Origin of the sequence: Minwuia sp. (assembly GCF_048263705.1) — a bacterium.
GTDB lineage: Bacteria > Pseudomonadota > Alphaproteobacteria > Minwuiales > Minwuiaceae > Minwuia.
In genome coordinates, this window is record NZ_JBLXDV010000004.1 from 177,710 (window position 1) to 197,526 (window position 19,817).

General features: G+C 65.2%; 20 protein-coding genes. 10 read left to right on the forward strand and 10 right to left on the reverse strand.

Annotation, left to right across the window (positions count from 1 at the left end; genetic code table 11):
- Positions 1-51: 51 nt before the first annotated feature.
- On the reverse strand, positions 52-615 hold the full coding sequence (locus tag ACN0X7_RS07980; RefSeq protein WP_417515912.1) for a tetratricopeptide repeat protein: 564 nt from the start codon (positions 613-615) through the stop codon (positions 52-54).
- Positions 616-831: 216 nt separating this feature from the next.
- Between ACN0X7_RS07980 and ACN0X7_RS07985 the strand changes: the two genes are divergently transcribed.
- Genes ACN0X7_RS07985 through htpG form a run of 5 tightly spaced genes read left to right on the forward strand, consistent with a single transcriptional unit; the run spans position 832 to position 7,448 of the window.
- Positions 832-1,788, forward strand: a complete 957-nt coding sequence (locus ACN0X7_RS07985; RefSeq protein WP_417516138.1) for an ABC transporter ATP-binding protein — start codon at positions 832-834, stop codon at positions 1,786-1,788.
- Positions 1,785-2,519: an ABC transporter permease subunit gene (locus tag ACN0X7_RS07990; RefSeq protein ID WP_417515914.1), complete on the forward strand. Its 735-nt coding sequence runs from the start codon at positions 1,785-1,787 to the stop codon at positions 2,517-2,519. Before ACN0X7_RS07985 ends, ACN0X7_RS07990 begins: the two co-directional genes overlap by 4 nt.
- A 5-nt stretch (positions 2,520-2,524) precedes the next feature.
- Entirely contained in the window at positions 2,525-4,414 is a 1,890-nt protein-coding gene (locus tag ACN0X7_RS07995; RefSeq protein ID WP_417515916.1) for a Gldg family protein, read from the forward strand.
- 4 nt (positions 4,415-4,418) lie between these two features.
- The gene (locus ACN0X7_RS08000) at positions 4,419-5,549 is read left to right on the forward strand and encodes a DUF4340 domain-containing protein (RefSeq protein ID WP_417515918.1); all 1,131 of its coding nucleotides are present in this window, start codon (positions 4,419-4,421) and stop codon (positions 5,547-5,549) included.
- A gap of 3 nt (positions 5,550-5,552) precedes the next feature.
- On the forward strand, positions 5,553-7,448 hold the full coding sequence (gene htpG / locus ACN0X7_RS08005; RefSeq protein ID WP_417515920.1) for a molecular chaperone HtpG: 1,896 nt from the start codon (positions 5,553-5,555) through the stop codon (positions 7,446-7,448).
- A gap of 216 nt (positions 7,449-7,664) precedes the next feature.
- On the opposite strand, the gene rho is transcribed toward htpG, so the two are convergent.
- The 6 genes from rho to ACN0X7_RS08035 all read right to left on the reverse strand — a co-directional run bounded on the left by rho (position 7,665) and on the right by ACN0X7_RS08035 (position 12,775).
- Positions 7,665-8,921, reverse strand: a complete 1,257-nt coding sequence (rho, locus tag ACN0X7_RS08010; RefSeq protein ID WP_417515922.1) for a transcription termination factor Rho — start codon at positions 8,919-8,921, stop codon at positions 7,665-7,667.
- Between the two features lie 239 nt (positions 8,922-9,160).
- On the reverse strand, positions 9,161-9,820 hold the full coding sequence (gene dnaQ / locus ACN0X7_RS08015) for a DNA polymerase III subunit epsilon (RefSeq protein WP_417515924.1): 660 nt from the start codon (positions 9,818-9,820) through the stop codon (positions 9,161-9,163).
- A 99-nt stretch (positions 9,821-9,919) separates the two neighbouring features.
- The gene (gene coaE, locus ACN0X7_RS08020) at positions 9,920-10,528 is read right to left on the reverse strand and encodes a dephospho-CoA kinase (protein WP_417515926.1); all 609 of its coding nucleotides are present in this window, start codon (positions 10,526-10,528) and stop codon (positions 9,920-9,922) included.
- Positions 10,528-11,364 (reverse strand): shikimate dehydrogenase, encoded by an 837-nt coding sequence (locus ACN0X7_RS08025; protein ID WP_417516140.1) that lies wholly within the window; start codon positions 11,362-11,364, stop codon positions 10,528-10,530. The genes coaE and ACN0X7_RS08025 overlap by 1 nt, the downstream gene beginning before the upstream one ends.
- A 5-nt stretch (positions 11,365-11,369) precedes the next feature.
- Positions 11,370-11,948, reverse strand: coding sequence for a Maf family protein (locus ACN0X7_RS08030; RefSeq protein WP_417515928.1), 579 nt, complete (start codon positions 11,946-11,948; stop codon positions 11,370-11,372).
- Complete coding sequence (locus tag ACN0X7_RS08035; protein WP_417515930.1) at positions 11,945-12,775, reverse strand: pyruvate, water dikinase regulatory protein; 831 nt, start codon at positions 12,773-12,775, stop codon at positions 11,945-11,947. The genes ACN0X7_RS08030 and ACN0X7_RS08035 overlap by 4 nt, the downstream gene beginning before the upstream one ends.
- Positions 12,776-13,176: 401 nt before the next feature.
- Between ACN0X7_RS08035 and ACN0X7_RS08040 the strand changes: the two genes are divergently transcribed.
- Genes ACN0X7_RS08040 through hemJ form a run of 3 tightly spaced genes read left to right on the forward strand, consistent with a single transcriptional unit; the run spans position 13,177 to position 15,763 of the window.
- Positions 13,177-14,241 carry a TauD/TfdA family dioxygenase gene (locus ACN0X7_RS08040; protein WP_417515932.1) on the forward strand — a complete coding sequence of 355 codons (1,065 nt, stop codon included), beginning with the start codon at positions 13,177-13,179 and terminating at the stop codon, positions 14,239-14,241.
- A gap of 38 nt (positions 14,242-14,279) precedes the next feature.
- Positions 14,280-15,317 carry a uroporphyrinogen decarboxylase gene (hemE, locus tag ACN0X7_RS08045; RefSeq protein ID WP_417515934.1) on the forward strand — a complete coding sequence of 346 codons (1,038 nt, stop codon included), beginning with the start codon at positions 14,280-14,282 and terminating at the stop codon, positions 15,315-15,317.
- Entirely contained in the window at positions 15,317-15,763 is a 447-nt protein-coding gene (gene hemJ, locus ACN0X7_RS08050; protein ID WP_417515936.1) for a protoporphyrinogen oxidase HemJ, read from the forward strand. Before hemE ends, hemJ begins: the two co-directional genes overlap by 1 nt.
- Here hemJ and ACN0X7_RS08055 read toward each other — a convergent pair.
- Together ACN0X7_RS08055 and ACN0X7_RS08060 are read right to left on the reverse strand one after the other, a co-directional pair.
- Positions 15,750-16,148 (reverse strand): hypothetical protein, encoded by a 399-nt coding sequence (locus tag ACN0X7_RS08055; RefSeq protein ID WP_417515938.1) that lies wholly within the window; start codon positions 16,146-16,148, stop codon positions 15,750-15,752. The two genes, hemJ and ACN0X7_RS08055, sit on opposite strands and share 14 nt — an antisense overlap.
- Positions 16,145-16,399 (reverse strand): hypothetical protein, encoded by a 255-nt coding sequence (locus ACN0X7_RS08060; RefSeq protein ID WP_417515940.1) that lies wholly within the window; start codon positions 16,397-16,399, stop codon positions 16,145-16,147. Before ACN0X7_RS08060 ends, ACN0X7_RS08055 begins: the two co-directional genes overlap by 4 nt.
- Positions 16,400-16,516: 117 nt before the next feature.
- Here ACN0X7_RS08060 and hslV point away from each other — a divergent pair, with 117 nt between their 5' ends.
- Both hslV and hslU read left to right on the forward strand, forming a co-directional pair.
- Positions 16,517-17,071 carry an ATP-dependent protease subunit HslV gene (gene hslV, locus ACN0X7_RS08065; RefSeq protein WP_417515942.1) on the forward strand — a complete coding sequence of 185 codons (555 nt, stop codon included), beginning with the start codon at positions 16,517-16,519 and terminating at the stop codon, positions 17,069-17,071.
- A complete protein-coding gene (gene hslU / locus ACN0X7_RS08070; protein ID WP_417515944.1) occupies positions 17,064-18,374 on the forward strand; it encodes an ATP-dependent protease ATPase subunit HslU in 1,311 nt (436 codons plus the stop codon). Before hslV ends, hslU begins: the two co-directional genes overlap by 8 nt.
- A 94-nt stretch (positions 18,375-18,468) precedes the next feature.
- Here the strand turns inward: hslU and ACN0X7_RS08075 are convergent, their stop codons facing one another.
- The gene (locus tag ACN0X7_RS08075; protein ID WP_417515946.1) at positions 18,469-19,812 is read right to left on the reverse strand and encodes an HlyD family type I secretion periplasmic adaptor subunit; all 1,344 of its coding nucleotides are present in this window, start codon (positions 19,810-19,812) and stop codon (positions 18,469-18,471) included.
- Between the last annotated feature and the right edge of the window lie 5 nt (positions 19,813-19,817).

The window sequence follows — 19,817 nt, forward strand, 5'->3', positions numbered from 1 at the left end:
GACACAAGACCCGATCCACGCCGCCATCATCTGCCCGAAGGGTCGCACCCTTCAGATATCGCGGTCGCCGATTTCCTTGCGCAGCGCCTCGACACGCTGCCTGACCTCGGCCATGTGCGGATTGATCAGCAGCGCCTGGCGGAACGACTCCAGCGCCGCCTCGGGCTGGTTCAGCCGGTCATAAATCGCGCCCAGCCCGGCCAGCGCCCCGAAATGGCGCGGTTCCAGATCCAGCACGCGGGAGATGTCCTCGATCGAGCCGGTGTAATTGCCGCGCATGAACCGCAGGGTCGCCCGGCGGTTCCAGCCCTCGGCAAAGCCCGGCGCCAGATCGACCACCGCATCGTACTGCGCCTCGGCCTGATCGTGCAGACCCATCTGCACGGCCTGCGCCGCGTCGTTCATCAGCAGATCGACCGTGTCGGATCCGGAATCGTGCCACACGCCCCAGATGGCGTTCTGGACCTTCTGGGCATCCGGTCCTTCCGCACCCTGAAGCGCACCGAACAGACGGTCCAGTTCCGGGTCGGTCTGGTCGGCGGACGCAGGCGCGACCGTCACAGCCGAAACGGCGAACATCAGAAGCGCCAGAAGAGAGGCAAACCGTGCAGACATCATCGTCATATTCTGCCGCAAGCTTTTCGCGCCGTCGAGTTGTATGGCCCGATTTCACGCAACAGTTGATCGACCGGCGCACTCGGGCCTTGAACCGCGCGACGGCTTCGCCTAACTCTCCACACCGTCCGGCAACCAACAAGAACAGCGTGACTGATCGCGCGGTCCGGACACAGTCTGACGATGGGCACAAGGGAGATCAGGCACGTGGAAACGATGCTTGAAGTGACAGGTCTCGTGAGACGGTTCGGCAGCTTCACGGCGGTCGACGGTATCGGATTCAGCGTCGCGCGCGGCGAGGTCCTGGGATTTCTCGGCCCGAACGGCGCGGGCAAGTCCACCACAATGAAAATGATCACCGGCTTTCTGGGACCAACCGAAGGCAGCATCCGGGTCGCGGGGGTCGATGCCCTGGCCGATCCGATCGCGGCCAAGCGGAAGATCGGCTACCTGCCCGAAGGCGCGCCCGCCTATCCCGACATGACACCGGCGGGCTATCTCGATTTCATCGCGGAAGTGCGGGGCCTGAAGGGCGCGGAGCGCAAGCGCCGCATCGGCGAGATGGTCGAGCGGATCGAACTGCAGCACGTGCTGCACCAGCCCATCGAAACCCTGTCGAAGGGCTTCAAGCGACGGGTCGGTCTGGCGCAGGCCCTGCTGCACGATCCCGAGATCCTGATCCTGGACGAACCCACGGACGGGCTGGACCCCAACCAGAAGCACCAGGTGCGGGACCTGATCCGGGAACTGTCGCCCGGCAAGGCGATCATCATCTCGACCCACATCCTTGAGGAAGTGTCCGCCGTCTGCAGCCGCGCCATGATCATCGCACACGGCAAGGTCGTCGCCGACGGCACGCCCGATCAGCTGATGGCCCGTTCGCGGTTCCACAATGCGGTCGTGGTGCAGCTGTCGGGCGACAGCCTGCCGGCCTTCGCCACCATTCGCGACGACGTGGCCATGGTGCCCGGCGTGGCCCGCGTCGAGGAAGACGGACCGGGCCGGATCATCGTGTTCCCGGAACAGGGACGCGCCATCGCCGATCAGGTCGCGCAGCTGGCCCGCGCCCGCGGCTGGGAACTGGACTCCTTCCACGTCGACCAGGGCCGCATGGACGAGGTCTTCCGCACCATCACCCTGGGCGAAAAGACACCGACGGAGCATGCCGCATGAACGCGCTGATCATCTTCCGCCGCGAACTCGCCGGTTACTTCGCGACACCCGTGGCCTATGTGTTCATCACCATCTTCCTGCTGACCACGGCGGCCTTCACCTTCTATCTGGGCAACTTCTTCGAGCGCGGGCAGGCCGACCTGAAGAGCTTCTTCAGCTATCTGCCCTGGCTCTATCTGTTCCTGATCCCGGCCATCGGCATGCGGCTGTGGTCGGAAGAGCGCAAGACGGGCACGATCGAACTGCTGCTGACGCTGCCGGTGTCGGTGCCGGCCGCCGTGCTGGGCAAGTTCCTGGCCGCCTGGGCCTTCACCGGCATCGCGCTTGCGCTGACCTTCCCGCTGTGGATCACGGTCAACTATCTGGGCGAGCCGGACAATGGCGTCATTCTGGCCGGCTATATCGGCAGCCTGCTGATGGCGGGCGGATACCTGGCCATCGCGTCCTGCGTGTCGGCCACCACACAGAACCAGGTGATCGCCTTCGTCGTCGGCACGGTCGTCTGTTTCGCCTTCACCGTCTCGGGCGCGCCGCTGGTGCTGGAGTTCTTCTCGGCCTGGGCACCGCAGGCCATGCTGGACCAGATCGCCGGGTTCAGCTTCCTGGTGCATTTCAACGCCATCGTCGAAGGCGTGATCGACGTCCGCGACCTGATCTATTTCGCCTCGCTGATCGCGGTCTGGCTGTTCGCCAACGTGATCATCATCGAACACAAGAAGCTGGCGGGGTGAGCATGATGAACCAGCGTTTCATGCATTTTTCCGCCATCGTGCTGGCGGCGGTCCTGTTCCTGTCGGTCAACATCCTGTCCGACAGCCTGTTCGGCGGCACCCGCATCGATCTGACCGAACGCAAGCTGTTCACCCTGTCGGACGGCACGCGGACCCTGCTGGACGATCTCGACGAACCGGTCACGCTGAAGCTCTATTTCTCGCGCTCGCTGGCCGGGGACGCGCCCGAGATCCGCAACCACGCCGACAATGTGATCAACATGCTGGAAGAATATGCGGCCGCCGGTGGCGACAACATCCGGCTGGAGATCATCGACCCCGAGCCGTTTTCCGAAGCCGAGGACCGCGCCGTCGATGCCGGGCTGACGGGTGTGCCCATCGGGCAGGTGGGCGAGAACTTCTATTTCGGTCTGGTCGGCACCAACATGACCGACGATCAGGAAGCCATCGGCTTCTTCTCGCCCGAGCGCGCCCGCTTTCTGGAATACGATCTGACCCGCACGATCTACGGCCTGTCCAATCCGGACCGTCCGATGCTGACCGTGGTGACCGGCTTCCCGCTGGAATTCGGTCCCGGCGGCATTCAGGCCGCCATGCGCGGCGAGAGCCAGCCCTATGGCATCATGCAGCCAATGCGCGAATTCTTCGATGTCCGCGTCCAGCCCCGCAACTGGGACAGCATCGACCCGGAAACGGATGTGCTGCTGCTGGTGCATGCACGCGACCTGACCGAAGCGCAGATGTATGCCATCGACCAGTACATCGTGCAGGGCGGCAAGGCGATGATCTTCGCCGATCCCTTCTCGGAAACCGGGGTCAATCTGCCCCTGCCGCAGGGTGTGCCGAACCCGCTGGACCGCCATGAATCGCTGCTGACGCCGCTGTTCAGGGCCTGGGGCGTCGAGGTCGAGGCCGACCGCATCGTCGGCGACCGGGGCTATGCCACGCGCGTCAATGCCGGGGCAGGCCGCCGCGCCATCATCGACTACGTGGGCTGGATCACGGCGGGACCCGACGCTTTGAACAGCGACGACGTTGTCACCGCCGAGCTGCAGATGCCTTTGCTGATCCCGTCGGCGGGTCACATCCGCCAGACCGACGAGGCCACCCTGGACGTGCGGCCGCTGGTGCTCTCCAGCCCGGACTCGCAGCTTCTGGACGCGGCGAAGTTCCGCACGCGGCCGAACCCGCAGGCGCTTCTGGCCGAGTTCAAACCCGACGATCAGCGCTACGTGCTGGCGGCCCGGCTGCGCGGTCCGGTGAATTCGGCTTTCGAAAAGGCACCCGACGGTGTGGAAGCAGACCATGTCATGCAGTCCGGCGAACCGGTGGACCTGATCCTGGTGGCCGATGCCGACATGCTGGACGACCGCTACTGGCTGTCGCGGCAGGCCATGATGGGCCAGCAGATCGCCCAGCCGACCGCCGGCAACGGCAGCTTCCTGATCAACGGCCTGGACAATCTGGCCGGGTCGGCGGACCTGATCAGCCTGCGCAGCCGCGCCGAGGGCGACCGTCCCTTCCAGCGGATCGAGGAGCTGCGCCGCGCTGCCGAACAGCGCTATCTGGCCGAGGAACAGGCGCTGGTCGAGAAGCTGTCGGAAACCGAGCAGAAGCTGGCGGAACTGGAGAGCAAGGCCGGTGAAGGCAACAGCGAGCTGCTGTCCGCCGAGGAACAGGCCGCCATCGCGGACTTCCAGAGCCGGATGCTTGAAACCCGGCGGGAACTGCGCGCCGTGCAGCACAGCCTGCGCCGCGATATTGACGCGCTGCAGTCGCGTGTCCAGATGCTGAACATCGCGGCAATGCCCGCGCTGGTGCTGCTGTTCGCCATCGGTATCGCCTTGTGGCGGCGGCGGCGGCGCATCGCCAGCCAGCGCGTGCGGGAGGTCTGAACCGATGAAACGATCCACCTGGCTGATCCTGCTGATCGTCACCGTCCTGTTCGCGGGTGCCGCGGTCTGGTCGGTGACCGAGCGCAACGCCCGCCTGGCCGCCCGCGACTACGGCACGCCGCTGTTCCCCGGACTGGACGGCGCGAACGTCAACCGGATCGCCGAACTGCGCCTGGATACCGGACACGAGGCCTGGACCCTGAAACGCGAGGCGAGCGGCCGCTGGGTGATGGTCGAACGCGCCGGCTATCCGGTGGATCCGGACCGTGTGAAGCAGGCCGTGGTGGCGCTGGCCAACGCGACCATCTTGGCCCCGCGCACCGCCGATCCGGCGCAGCATCACCGCCTGAACCTCGATCCGCCAGCCGCCGTCGATTCCGAGGACGACGTGACATCGATCGCCCTGTCCGCGCGCGGGGCGGACGGCGCGGTGATGGCCGATCTGCTGATCGGCAAGGTGAAGGCCCTGCCGACCTCTCGCGATCCCGGGCAGGCCTATGTGCGCCGCGCTGGCGAGGACCGGACCTGGCTGGTCGAGGGCCGCTTCGACATCCGCAAGGACCCCACCGCCTGGCTGGACAAGACCCTGTTCAGGATCCCGCGTGAGGAAATCAGCGCGATCACCGTCCACCATCCCGACGGCGAGGTCCTGCGGCTGGTCCGCAACAGGTTCGGCACGCTGAACATCGCCGATCTGCCCGATGACCGCGCCAGCCGCGATGTGCGCCTGACCGCAACCCAGCGGGCGCTGGAGTTCCTGCCGTTCGCGGACGTGAAACCCGCCGCCGAGGTGGACATGTCCGACGCGACCGTCACCACGCTGTATGCCGATGATGGCACCGCGGTCACCGTGCGCTCGGCCCCCGCCGGCTTCCAGGTCGACAAGGACCCCGGATACTGGGTGACCTTCAGCATCGAGCATGATCCGGAACTGGCGACCACGCCGGACGACCTGCCCATTCCCGGACCGAACGACGAAGGCAAGCAGCGCGAGGTGGATGTCGACGCCGGTGCCGCCCGCGCCACCGAGGCGCAGGCGCGCACCGACGGCTGGGCCTATCTGTTCGCCGAGTTCACCGCGCAGAATTTCAGGCACACTCTTGAAACCCTGTCGGAGCCGAAGGAGGAAAGCTGACCCATGACCGCCGAGAATTTCCAGTTTCAGGCCGAAGTTTCCAAGCTTCTGCACATCGTCACCAACGCGCTCTATTCCGAGAAGCAGATCTTCCTGCGCGAACTGATCTCGAACGCCTCCGACGCCTGCGAGAAACTGCGCTATCTGGCGATCGCCGATCCGTCCCTGACCGAGGGCGACGCGGAATTCCGCATCCACATCCAGGTGGACAAGGACGCCGGCACGCTGACGATCTCCGACAATGGCGTCGGCATGTCCCGCGACGAGCTGATCGAGAATCTCGGCACCATCGCCAAATCCGGCTCGACCGCCTTCATGGAGCAGCTTGAGGATGCGAAGACCGACGCGCTGTCGGTGATCGGGCAGTTCGGCGTCGGCTTCTACTCCGCCTTCATGGTCGCGGATCGGGTCAGCGTCACCACGCGGCGGGCGGGCGAGGACAAGGCCTGGACCTGGGAATCGGACGGCACCGGCGAATACACCATCGAGGAGGCCTCCAGGGACGGGCGCGGCACCGACATCTGCCTGCACATCCGCGACGATCAGAAGGAATATCTTGAGCCCTCGCGGCTGCGGTCCATCGTCGAAACCTATTCCGACCACATCGCCTGGCCGATCACCATCGGCGGCGGCGCGGACAAGGACGCGGATCTGGAAGCCGACGACGCGAACGAACCCGTGAACCGGGCGTCGGCGCTGTGGACCCGCTCGAAGTCCGACATCACCGACGAACAGTACACCGAATTCTACCGCCACGTCGGCGGCGGCTTCGACGAGCCCTGGATGACGCTGCACGCGCATGTCGAGGGCAAGGTCGAATACCGCATCCTGCTGTTCATCCCGTCGGAACGGCCGTTCGACCTGTTCCATCCCGACCGCAAGCACCGGGTGAAGCTGTATGTGAAGCGCGTCTTCATCACCGACGAGGCCGAGGACCTGGCACCAAGCTATCTGCGCTTCCTGCGGGGCGTGGTCGATTCCGAGGACCTGCCGCTGAACGTCAGCCGCGAGATGCTGCAGAACGAACCGCTGCTGCGCCACATGCGCGGACAGATCGTCAAGCGGGTGCTGTCCGAACTGGAACGCAAGGCGAAGAACGACGCCGAAGGCTTCCGGAAGTTCTGGGAGACCTTCGGGCCGGTGCTGAAGGAAGGCATCTACGAGGACATGGAGTTCGGCGAGCGGATCCTGAAACTCGCCCGCTTCCACACCACCGCCGGCGACGAGATGATCGACCTGGAAACCTATGTCGGGCGGATGAAGGAAGGCCAGGACGCCATCTACTACATCACCGCCGAAGACATCGACGCCGCGAAGAACAGCCCGCAGCTTGAAGGCTTCCGCGCCAAGGGGGTCGAGGTGCTGCTGCTGTCCGATCCGGTCGATGATTTCTGGCTGTCGGCACGTCCGGGCTTCGAGGAGAAGGCCTTCCGATCGGTGACACGCGGCGCAGCCGATCTGTCGAAGATCGACGGCGGGTCCGATGACGCCGCGAAAGACGATGCCGAAAAGCCCGACGAGACCGCGCTGGGCACGCTGATCGCCGGGATCAAGACGGCACTGGGCGACCGCGTGAAGGACGTGCGCGAGTCCGACCGGCTGCAGGAAAGCCCGGTCTGTCTGGTGGCCGACGAGTTCGACATGGACCTGCGGCTGGAGCGCGTGCTGAAAGCTCACAAGCAGGTCGATGAAGCCTCGCGGCGGATCATCGAGATCAACCCGCGCCACCCGCTGATCCGCCGCATGGCCGAAACGGTGAAGGAAAAGGGCGTCGAGGGCGATTTCGAGGAAGCGGCGAAGCTGCTGCTCGACCAGGCCCTGATCATCGAGGGCGAACCGATCAGCGACCCCGCAGGCTTCAGCCGCCGCATGGCCGACTTCATCACGCGCGGGCTCTGACGCGGACCGGTATACCGAGAGTCACCCCCGGCCTGTCCGGGGGGCGGGGATTTACGGTGACGGGAAAGCCGGACAGCAGACTGTCACCCCCGGTTTATCCGGGGGCCTTGCTGAATATCCGGATCACGCGCCGTTCGCTGGGTCGTCCGTTGCCCCGCACGGAGGCGGGGGTGATGGCCAGCGCGCTCGACCGTTTCAATCGAACGCCGGGACGCCCTAGGCGTTCATCGAATCGAAGAAGTCCGCGTTGTTCTTGCTGTCCTTCAGCTTGGCCAGCAGGAATTCCATGCCGTCGGTCGTGCCCATCGGGGCGAGGATCCGGCGCAGGACCCACATCTTCGTCAGATCGCTCTTGCTGACCAGCAGTTCTTCCTTGCGCGTGCCCGAACGGGTGATGTCGATCGCCGGGAAGGTCCGCTTGTCGGCCAGCTTGCGGTCGAGGATGATTTCCGAGTTACCGGTGCCCTTGAACTCCTCGAAGATGACCTCGTCCATGCGGCTGCCGGTGTCGATCAGGGCGGTCGCCACGATGGTCAGCGAACCGCCTTCCTCAATGTTGCGGGCCGCGCCGAAGAATCGCTTCGGGCGCTGCAGGGCATTGGCGTCAACACCGCCGGTCAGCACCTTGCCCGATGACGGGACGACGGTGTTGTAGGCGCGGGCCAGGCGGGTGATGGAGTCCAGCAGGATCACCACATTGCGCTTGTGCTCGACCAGGCGCTTGGCCTTCTCGATCACCATCTCGGCGACCTGCACGTGGCGGCTGGCCGGTTCGTCGAAGGTGGAGGAGACCACCTCGCCCTGCACCGAGCGGGACATGTCGGTCACTTCCTCGGGCCGTTCGTCGATCAGCAGCACGATCAGATAGACGTCCGGATGGTTGCTTTCGATCGCGTGCGCCACATTCTGCAGCAGCACGGTCTTGCCCGTGCGCGGCGGGGCCACGATCAGGGCGCGCTGGCCCATACCGATCGGGCTGACCAGATCGATCACCCGGTTGGACTGATCCTTCTTGGTCGGATCGTCGAACTCCATGTGCAGGCGCTCGTCCGGATAGAGCGGCGTCAGGTTCTCGAACGCGACCTTGTGGCGGACGGCGTCCGGATCCTCGAAATTGATCTGGCTGACCTTCAGCAGCGCGAAGTAGCGTTCGCCCTCCTTCGGTGCCCGGATCTCCCCCTCGACCGTGTCGCCGGTACGCAGCGAAAAGCGCCGGATCTGGGTCGGGCTGACGTAGATGTCGTCGGACCCCGGCAGATAGTTGCTTTCGGGCGAGCGCAGGAAACCGAAGCCGTCGGACAGGATCTCCAGCACGCCGACGCCGGTGATCTCCTCACCTTCCTCGGCATTCTGCTTCAGGATCGCGAACAGCATGTCCTGCTTGCGCATGGTCGATGCGTTCTCGATCTCAAGCTCCTCGGCCATTTCGAGGAGTTCGGTCGGAGATTTGGCTTTGAGATCACGTAGGTTCATGAATTGGGTCGCTCTGGCTTCAGGAAAGGAAGGTGCCGCATCCGATGTCGGAAAGGGTCTCTGGAACAGGTTTCGGAATCGTCACGAACGTCGGTCAGATCATTCGGTCGGATGGAAATCGGGACAGATGGCACTCCGCCAGAGGGGATCCGGCATCAGACGCACCAAGGTCTGGCATTCTTAATACACGGATGACCGCTGCCCGCAAGCGTCAATATGCGCGCAGCCGCGATCCCGGCTCACGGTTTCAGCCAGATCGGCTCGGTCACCTCGGCTTCCAGGAACGCCAGATGCGCCTGCCGCTCGTCCTCGGGCACCGCAAAGGTGCGGGGTTCCCGAAACGGCCTCTCCCGGCCGCGCTTCTCGTCGCTGCCGCCGCTGGCCAGCTCCAGCCCGGCCTGCCGCACGCCCACCAGATGATAGTAGACGTCCGCCAGCAGCTTGGAATCGATCAGCGCGCCGTGCAGCGTCCGGTCGGTGTTATCGACCTCGAACCGGCGGCAGAGCGCGTCGAGACTGTTGCCGGCACCGGGGAACCGCTTGCGGGCGATGGCCAGCGTGTCCACCACCTGATCCATCGGCAGGGTCGGGCGGTCGCACCGTTCCAGCTCGAAATTCAGGAACTTCATGTCGAAGGCCGCATTGTGCGCAACCACCGGCGCACCGTCGACGAAGGCCAGGAAGGAATCCGCGATCTCGTGAAAGCGCGGCTTGTCGGCCAGCATCTCGTCCGAGATACCATGGATCCGGAAGGCCTCGTCCGGCATCGCGCGCTCGGGGTTCACATATTCCTGGTAGGACCTGCCGGTCCAGACGCGGTCCACCAGTTCCAGACAGGCAACTTCCACGATCCGGTCACCCTCGCGCGGGTCCAGTCCGGTGGTTTCCGTATCCAGCACGATTTCTCGCAAGCCTACACCCCGTGGTGGTTCGATTGAAGTATGACCACTATATAACCCGGGATTCCGGCCTGTTGCCAGCAAAAAGCTGCGCCCGGATCAACCGTTCTCCGCCGCCTGCCGACGCAGTTCGACGACCAGGCGCGCAACCGATTGCCTGGTTTCGTCCTTGGTCGTACCGGTATCGATGACATGGTCCGCCCGCCGCCGTTTCTCGGCATCCGGCGTCTGGCGCGCCAGTATGGCCTCGAACTTCTGCGCGGTCATCCCGGGCCGGGCCAGGACACGCGCCCGCTGCTGCTCGGACGGGGCACTGACGACGACCACCGCGTGCACCCGCGACTCGCCGCCGGTCTCGAACAGCAGCGGCACGTCGACGACGACCAGATCGTGCCCGTCCTCGGCGGCCCTGTCGTAGAACGCCTGACGATGGTCCCCGACCAGCGGATGCACGATCCTTTCCAGATCACGGATGGCCGCATCGTCCCCCAGCACCAGCTTGCTCAGGCTGTCCCGGTCCACCTGACCGTCGGCAACCGCTTCGGGAAACCGCGCCGCCACGGGCGCGACCGCCGCGCCGCCCGGGCCATAGAGTTCGTGCACCGCCGCGTCGGCATCCCAGACCGGCACATCATTGTCTCGAAACATGCCGGCAACCGCCGACTTGCCCATGCCGATCGAGCCGGTCAGGCCCACCACATATGTCATCACAGAACCTCCAGAAGATGGTCGCGCAGGGCATCGTCCACACCCGGCGCCTGCCCGAAGAACGCCTCGAACGCCGGTGCCGCCTGGTGCAGCAGCATGCCCAGCCCGTCGACGGTCTTCAGGCCGCAGGCCTGGGCGTCGGCCAGCAGGCCGGTGCGCAGCGGGGTATAGACGATGTCATGCACCACCGCCGTCGCGGGCAGGGCGGACACATTCAGATCGATCCTGCCGCGTCCCTTCATCCCGACAGACGTGGTGTTCACGACCAGCCCTACTTCGGTCAGACGCGCGGCATCCGGCGTGGCCTCCAGAACCCTGACGCGCGGGTCGGCCAGGTCGGCGGCGAGCTGGCGCGCACGGGCCACATGCCGGTTCACCAGCCATACTTCAGGCGTACCCGCCGCCAGCAGCGCGAACACGGCGGCCCGCGCCGCGCCGCCCGCGCCGAACAGCAGGGCCGGGCCGGCCGCCGGATCCACATCATGCTGTATCAGGTTCCGCATGAAGCCCGGCGCGTCGGTGTTGCGGCCCTCGGTCGATCCGTCCGCGTGAAAGATCAGCGTGTTGACCGCCCCAATCAGGCCCGCGGCCTCGTCCACGGTGTCGGCGAATGTCAGCGCGGCCTGCTTGTGCGGCACAGTCACATTCACCCCGCGGACGCCAGCCGCCCGCAGCCCGGTCATGGCCTCGGCGAAACGGTCCGGATGCACGGGGAAAGGCGCGTAGAGCCCGTCGATCCCATGCCGCGCCAGCCAGAAACCGTGCAGGCGGGGCGAGAGCGAATGGGCGACGGGCCAGCCCGTCACGCCTGCAGTCCGCGCCGCTCCGGTGATCATGCGCATCATGCCGCCTCCCGTTTCCGCAACCAGTCCTGCAGCACCAGCAGGGGCAGGCCCAGAATATCGTGCCAGCCGCCCTCGATCGTCCGGAAGAGCCGGATGCCCGGGCCTTCCACCTGATAGCCGCCCACCGTCTGCCAGGCATCGGGCGGGGCCGCCGCGATATAGGACGCGATCTCGGCCTCGGTCAGATCGAACATCGTCAGACGCGGCGTGCTCTGGTGTTCGAAGATCACCGATCCGCGATGCGCCAGCGCCATGGCCGTGTGCAGGTCGTGGGTCCGCCCCGACAGCCGGTTGAGGTGACGGGCGGCCTTCTGCCGGTTGCCCGGCTTGCTGAAGATCCAGCCCTCCAGCTCCAGCACCTGATCGGCGGCGATCACCAAAGCATCGGGCACGCGCGCGCTCACCTCCGCCGCCTTCATCCATGCCAGTTCGCGCGCCAGGGCAGCGGGCGTGTCCGTCCAGTCGGCCTTGACCGCGTCCTCGTCGACGTCCGGCGGCATGACCTGAAAGACCAGGCCCGCGTCCTGCAGCATCCGCCGACGGGTAGGGCTGCCGGAACCGAGTACCAGCCTCATGCCGACCGTTCCCCCTTGCGACGCTGGTAGAGCGTCAGTATGGCCGCTGCCGTCTCCTCGATCGACTTGCGGGTGACGTCGATGACGGGCCAGCGGTGCTTGGCGAACAGGCGCTTCGCGGCCACCAGTTCCTCGCGGACCCGTTCCTCGTCGGCATATTCGCTGGTCTGGGTTTCCTTCAGCGACAGCAGCCGGTTGCGCCGGATCTGGCTGAGTCGCTCCGGTGCGGTCGTCAGCCCTACCACCAGGGCATACTTCAGGCCGAACAGTTCCTCGGGCAGATCGACGCCGGGCACCATCGGCACGTTGGCGACCTTCAGCCCGCGATTGGCCAGATACATCGACGTCGGCGTCTTGGACGAGCGCGACACCCCGACGAGCACGATATCCGCCCTGTCCAGATCCTCGACCTGCTGCCCGTCGTCATGGCTCAGCGTGTAGTGCATGGCCTCGATGCGCTCGAAATACTCGGTGTTCATCTCGTGCTGCGTGCCGGGCCGGCCCAGCGCCGCCGAGCCCAGGAATTCGCGCAGGGCCATCATCACCGGATCGATCGCGGACAGATGCGAGACATTCAGCTTGCGGCAACCCTCTTCCAGCGCCGAGCGCGTGGTGGGGTCGACCAGCGTGAACAGCACGAGACCCGGGTCTGCCTCGATGCCGGCCAGCACGGTGGACACCTGCGCCCTGGACCGGATCATCGGCCAGAGGTGCTGGACGGGCTCCGCTCCCTCGAACTGCACCACCGCGGCGTTGGCGATCGTGGTCAGGGTCTCGCCCGTCGCATCCGAGACGAGGTGCAGGTGGAAGCGGTTGGCGGTGGGCATGGCGCAGACGGATCCGGAACTGTGGGCAAGACACGGAATCTGTGCATATCACCCGTTTCGGCGCAATGGCAGCGCATTCATCCTTTTCAGGCCGGGAAGCATACAGCCGCCGTCTGCCCCCCGCCCGTTCCCGACCGGACGATGTACGGACGGGGATATCGAACCGAAGCCCGGAACCGGACTGTATGGGGACATCCTGCGGGACCGGGCGGACCACGCATCTGGCGGGCACCGGACGATCCGCTCTCCGCTGTGAACAACGGGGACAGGTTGCTGCTGCCGGGATCAGCCTGTGGAACGATCCGGGAAAAAATTCATCCCCGTGATTCACAGGGACAACAACAACAACATCCGATTCTATATATAAATGGAAAAAGAGGATCCGCGACGGGGAGAACATCATGAACCAGCACACAGCCATCAGCGACCTGCCGTCGCCGCCGGGCGGTCCGTCTGCCTGGACTGGCAGCGATATGGCAACCCGGGACGACTGGATCAACCATCTGAGCGACGGCGATCTCGATTGCCTGGGAAAAAGGATCGAGCGGTTTCAGGCCTCGGGGCGTGATCTGATCGACATGCGAAAGGCGGATATGGCCGATCCGCATCTGGAGGACCTGGTCGGCCGCTGGCGGGACGAGTTGCTGCACGGACGCGGGTTCATCCTGATCCGGGGCATGCCGGTGGGTGATTGGGCCTATGAGAAGGTCGCCGCAGCCTATTACGGTCTGGGTCTGCTGATGGGGAACCCCCGCTCGCAGAACGGCGCGGGCCACCTGCTGGGCCATGTCCGCGACCTGGGCCTGTCGACGGACGATCCGAAGGTCCGTATCTACCAGACCACCGAACGACAGACCTTTCACACCGACAGCTGCGATGTGGTCAGCCTGCTGTGCCTGAAGACATCGAAGTCCGGCGGCGAGTCCGCGATCGTCAGCTCGATGGCCATCTACGAGCGGATGTATCAGACGCGGCCCGATCTGCTGAAGGCGCTGTTCCATGCGTTCCCGACGGACCGGCGTGGGGAAATTCCGCCCGGCAAGAAGGCCTTCTTCGAGATCCCGGTGTTCAATCACTTCGAGGGCCACCTGTCGGCGATCTACGCCCGGCGCTACATCACCTCGTCGCAGAAGCTGGAGGGTGCCCGGAAACTGACCGACCTGGAGACCGAGGCGCTGGACATGTTCGATGCCCTGGCCAATGACCCGGACCTGCATCTGAAGATGACGTTCCGGCCCGGCGACATGCAGTTCCTGCACAATCACACCATCCTGCACGACCGTCTGGCGTACGAGGACTGGCCGGAACCGGAGCGCAAGCGGCATCTGCTGCGGCTCTGGCTGGCGGTGCCCGGCGCGCGGCCGCTGCCCGAGGTCTATGCTGAACGATATGGCGCAGTGACAGTCGGCGACCGGGGCGGCATTGTCGTCGAAGGGGGCCGCGCGAGGGTGCCTCTGGAACCCTGAGTTGAGACACGGAACGGATCGGGACACCTATCGCCATCATGAGTGACAAACTGCTGCTGCGCGCCCTGCGCGGCGAAACCCTCGACCGGCCGCCCTTCTGGTTCATGCGCCAGGCGGGACGGTATCTGCCGGAATATCGCGAGACCCGTGCACAGGCCGGGGATTTTCTGGACCTGTGCTACAATTCGGCGCTGGCCGAAGAGGTGACGCTGCAGCCGATCCGGCGCTATGGCATGGATGCCGCGATCCTGTTCGCCGATATCCTGCTGGTGCCGCAGGCCCTGGGCCAGCATCTGGCGTTCAGGGCCGGTGAGGGACCGGTGCTGGAACCGATCCGCAAGGTCGCCGACATACCGGTGCTGAACCTGGATCGTCTGCACGACGTGCTGGGTCCGATCTATGACACGGTGGGCCGTCTGTCGAAATCCCTGCCCGGCGACGTGACGCTGATCGGCTTTGCCGGGGCGCCCTGGACGGTGGCGACCTACATGGTCGAGGGAGCGGGATCGAAGGATTACCCGACGATCAAGCAGTGGGCCTTCGCCGATCCGGACGGATTTCAGCGCCTGATCGACGTCGTGACCGAAGCGACGACGCTTTACCTGAAACGCCAGATCGCCGCCGGTGCCGAAGTCGTGCAGATCTTCGACACCTGGGCCATGGCGCTGCCCGCGGCCTATCACGAGCGGCTGGTGTTCGAACCGCTGCGCCGGATCGCGGCCAGCATCCATGCCGATCATCCGGACGTGCCGGTCATCGGCTTCCCGCGCGGCATCGGCGCGGCCTACGCCCATGCCGCACAGATTGACGGGATTGCCGGTCTGAGCATCGACTGGGGCATGGATCCGGCCTGGGCGGCGGCGCATGTGCAGCCGCATGTGACCGTGCAGGGCAATCTGGATCCCCGGTTGGTGGTCGCAGGCGGAGAGCCGATGCTGGATGCGGCCCGGCACATCCTGCAGACCCTGGGCAAGGGTCCCTTCATCTTCAACCTCGGTCACGGGTTTGTCCCCGAGACCAACCCGGATCATGTGGCAGAACTGTCCGATCTGGTCCGCAACTGGAGCGCCCGCTGATGGAAGACTGGTACATCTGGTTCAAGGCATTCCACGTCATCTCGGTGATCGCCTGGATGGCCGGCATGCTCTATCTGCCCCGCCTGTATGTCTATCACTGCGCCGCCGAAGCCGGCTCGAAGCAGTCCGAGGACTTCAAGGTGATGGAACGCAAGCTGCTGCGCGGCATCATCAACCCGTCGATGATCGCGGCCTGGGTCTTCGGCGGGCTGATGCTGTGGATCGGCTTCAGCAATGAATTCCTGACCATGGCCGACGGCTGGCTGCATCTGAAGCTGCTCAGCGTCATCGCGATGACCGTCGCGCACGGCATGTTCGCGAAATGGCGCAAGGATTTCGAGATTGACCGCAACACGAAGTCGGCGCGGTTCTACCGCTTCTGGAACGAGGTTCCCGCCGTGCTGATGATCGTCATCGTCATCATGGTCATCGTCAAACCGTTCTGACCGCCCGGTCCGGCAGCAGGAAACTCTTGCGGGCGGCAGCGGAATTGAGGCGCGCGTCTGAATAGAGGTCGGTGACGGCCTGTTTCGTCATCAGGTCCGGATTGGCATCGGTGAAACGCTGGAAATCCGTGTGCGGTGCTGCCGCAATCCGTTCGGCGATCAGGCTGAGGAAAGCGACCGTGATGGTCGCGTTGAACTTCTCGGGTGCACCGGCAGCCGTGGCCAGTGCACGAATGCCCTGCCCGTAGCGGGCGACGGCCTCGACAAAGTCATATCGTTGCAGCATGGCCCAGGCGACCGCCACATGACGGGCATGACCGAAGTCGCAATTGTGCATGCGCCGGGCCTCGAAGTCGTCCAGCAGTGCCTCGGGATCGATGGTCACCGGTCGGCCTCCCTGTCCTGCAGTTGATGGCAGTCCGCTGCGGTCAGATCCAGTTCGTAGACATCGCGAAGCTTGCGGATGCGGGCCAGCGTATCTTCCGAGAAGGGGGCTTTCCCCTCCATGCCGTGCAGACAGATGCACTCCAGCAGGTCGCCGAGCGACATGTCGAGATATTCGGCCAGCCCCTTCAGGACCTTCACCAGGCGCTTTTCCATCCGCACGCCGGTCTGGATACGATCAACGGTTTTCATGATCGTATATTGTTACCTTGGTACCTGATTGTCAATATAACACTGAGAGCGATACCCCCTGCTTGACCGGGTCGCTTTCGGGCTTACATGACGGCTCCGGTCGTTTATGGAGAGATCATGAATCACGACAATCCCAACACATGGTACGGCACTACGATCCTGACGGTGCGCAAGGGCGGCAAGGTTGTCGTCGCCGGCGACGGGCAGGTCAGCCTGGGCCAGACCGTCATCAAGTCGAACGCGCGCAAGGTCCGGCGGCTGGGCAAGGGTGACATCATCGCGGGCTTCGCGGGCTCGACCGCCGATGCCTTCACCCTGTTCGAACGGCTGGAAGCCAAGCTGGAACAGCATCCCGGACAGCTGACCCGCGCCGCCGTCGAGCTGGCCAAGGACTGGCGCACGGATCGCTATCTGCGCCGCCTGGAAGCCATGATGATCGTCGCCGATGCCAGCACCTCGCTGGTGCTGACGGGAACGGGCGATGTGCTGGAACCCCAGGACGGGCTGATCGGCATCGGTTCGGGCGGCAACTACGCCCTGTCGGCTGCCATGGCGCTGGTCGACCGCGAGGACATGGACGCCGAGGCCATCGCCCGGAAAGCCATGAAGATCGCGGCGGACATCTGCGTCTATACGAACGAGAACCTGATTATCGAGAGTGTCGATGAGTAATTTTTCCCCGCGCGAGATCGTTTCCGAGCTGGACCGCCACATCATCGGCCAGGCCGACGCCAAGCGCGCGGTGGCGGTGGCGTTGCGCAACCGCTGGCGGCGGCAGCAGCTGCCCGACGATCTGCGCGATGAGGTGCTGCCCAAGAACATCCTGATGATCGGCCCGACCGGTGTCGGCAAGACCGAGATTTCGCGCCGTCTGGCGAAACTGGCCGAAGCGCCGTTCATCAAGATCGAGGCCACGAAATTCACCGAAGTGGGCTATGTTGGCCGCGATGTGGAGCAGATCGTGCGTGATCTGGTCGAAATGGCGATCTCGCTGGTGCGCGAGAAGAAGCGCCGCGAGGTCAAGGCCAAGGCCGAGATCGCCGCCGAGGAGCGGGTGCTGGATGCGCTGGTCGGCGAGAGCGCCAGCAAGGACACGCGCGACAAGTTCCGCAAGAAACTGCGCGAGGGCGATCTGGACGACAAGGAGATCGAACTGCAGGTTCAGGACACCGGCGGGTTCGGTATGCCGACCTTTGACATTCCCGGTCAGCCCGGCGCCCAGATGGGCATGATGAACATCAACGACATGCTGGGCAAGATGATGGGCGGCCGCACCAAGCCGCGCCGGATCAAGGTCGTGGATTCATACGAGATCCTGATCGCCGAGGAATCCGACAAGCTGCTGGACGAGGATGCGCTGGTGCATGAGGCCATAGAGGCGGTGGAAAACAACGGCATCGTCTTTCTGGACGAGATCGACAAGATCACCGTGCGTTCGGACCGGCAGGGGGCCGACGTCAGCCGCGAAGGCGTGCAGCGCGACCTGCTGCCGCTGATCGAGGGCACGATCGTCTCGACCAAGCATGGCGCGGTGAAGACCGACCACATCCTGTTCATTGCCTCGGGCGCGTTCCATGTGGCCAAACCGTCGGACCTGCTGCCGGAGCTGCAGGGCCGCCTGCCGATCCGGGTGGAACTGAAGCCGCTGACCAAGTCCGACTTCCAGCAGATCCTGACCGACACCGAGGCCAGCCTGATCCGCCAGTACACCGCCCTGATGGCGACCGAGGAGGTGACGCTGGACTTCGACGACAGCGCCATCGAAGCCATCGCCGACCTGGCCGTGCAGGTGAACGAGGGCGTCGAGAACATCGGCGCGCGGCGGCTGCACACGATCATGGAAAAGCTGCTGGAGGAGGTCAGCTTCACCGCGTCCGACCGCAGCGGCGAAACCATCCCCGTGGATGCCGCCTATGTGAACGAACGGGTGGGCGAACTGGCCACCAACACCGACCTGAGCAAGTTCATCCTGTAGCGCAGCCGGGTGCAGTCGCGCTGCGCCCGCACAGGCCGGGGCTGACACCCCCAACGGCTCACGAAGCTCCAGGCAGCGATTCCGGCCGGTGGCCTCAGCGCTGGCGGAAGGCCTCGTCCGACGTGCCGATGACCCGGTCGGTCAGGAACGACAGCACCGACCGCGATCCGGCCTTCAGTTCGGCATCCACTTCCATGCCGGGCCGCACCTCGTTCTGGCCGGGCTGTTCGCCCAGATAGGCCTTGTCGGTCTGGATGTCGACGCGGAAGAAGACCTGGCCGGTCTGTTCGTCGCGGTTGGCATCGCGTGCCACGCGCACGACCTTGCCGTCCAGCGTACCGTACTTGATGAAGTCATAGGCGCGGACCTTCACACTGGCATCCTGGCCGACCTCCACGGCGGAGATGTCCTTGTTGGCCACGCGGGCCTCGATGATCAGGTTCTCCGCCTCGGGCACCACGGACATCAGCGGTTCGTTGGGCCGGACGGCCTGGCCCGGATTGTTCACCGCCAGATTCTGCACATAACCGTCGACCGGGCTGCGCACCACGGTACGGTCGAGGCGGGTCTGGGCCTGGGCCAGCGCGGCGGCGGTCCGGTCGCGGGCCCCGCGCACCTCGGCCAGCTGGGTCAGCACGCCGCTGCGGGCGGTGTCGTCGATCTCCCGTCGCCGCGACCGCGCCGCCGAAAGTCCGGATGTCGCGGAATCCAGCGACTGCTGGGTCTGCTGCAGTTCGCCCTCGGTCTCGTTCAGCTGCCGTTGCACGGACTGGAACCGGAGAAACGGGAAATGGCCCTTGTCGGTCAGCGTCTGCAGCGAGGCCACCTGTTCGCGCAGCACGTCGGCGCTGGAACGCAGGGTTTGGATGCGCACCCGCAGCGAATTGATCTCGGACTGCGCCTGCTCGATCTCCCGGTCGGCGCTTTCGCGCTGGGCGGCCAGCGCATCGCGCCGGGCCTCGAACAGGCGGCTGTGGGTGGCGACCAGATCGGGCCGAGCGGAAATCACGTTCGACGGGAAGTCGATGGATGCGTTGCCGCCCGCTTCCGCCTCCAGCCGCGCCAGGTCGGCCTCCAGCGTCAGCAGGTCGCCGTTCAGGCGGCGGACCTCGGCGCGGATCAGCTGATCGTCCAGCACCAGCAGCGCCTGCCCCTCGGTCACCAGATCGCCGTCGCGGACCAGAACCTCGGCCACCGCGCCGCCTTCCGGGTGATTGACCACCTTCACACGGCCACCGGGCCGGACTTCGCCCGGGGCGACGACCGACTGATCCACTTCGGCGAGCCCCGCCCACAGCAGGATGGCCAGAAAGAACCCGCCGATCACCATGACCAGGACCGACGCGAGCGGCGAATGGCGGCGTTCGCTGATCGCCTGCGCCTCGGGCAGGAAATCGCGATAGTTCGGGGCGTCCTTGCTGCGGGGCTTGTCGGCCATGTCCG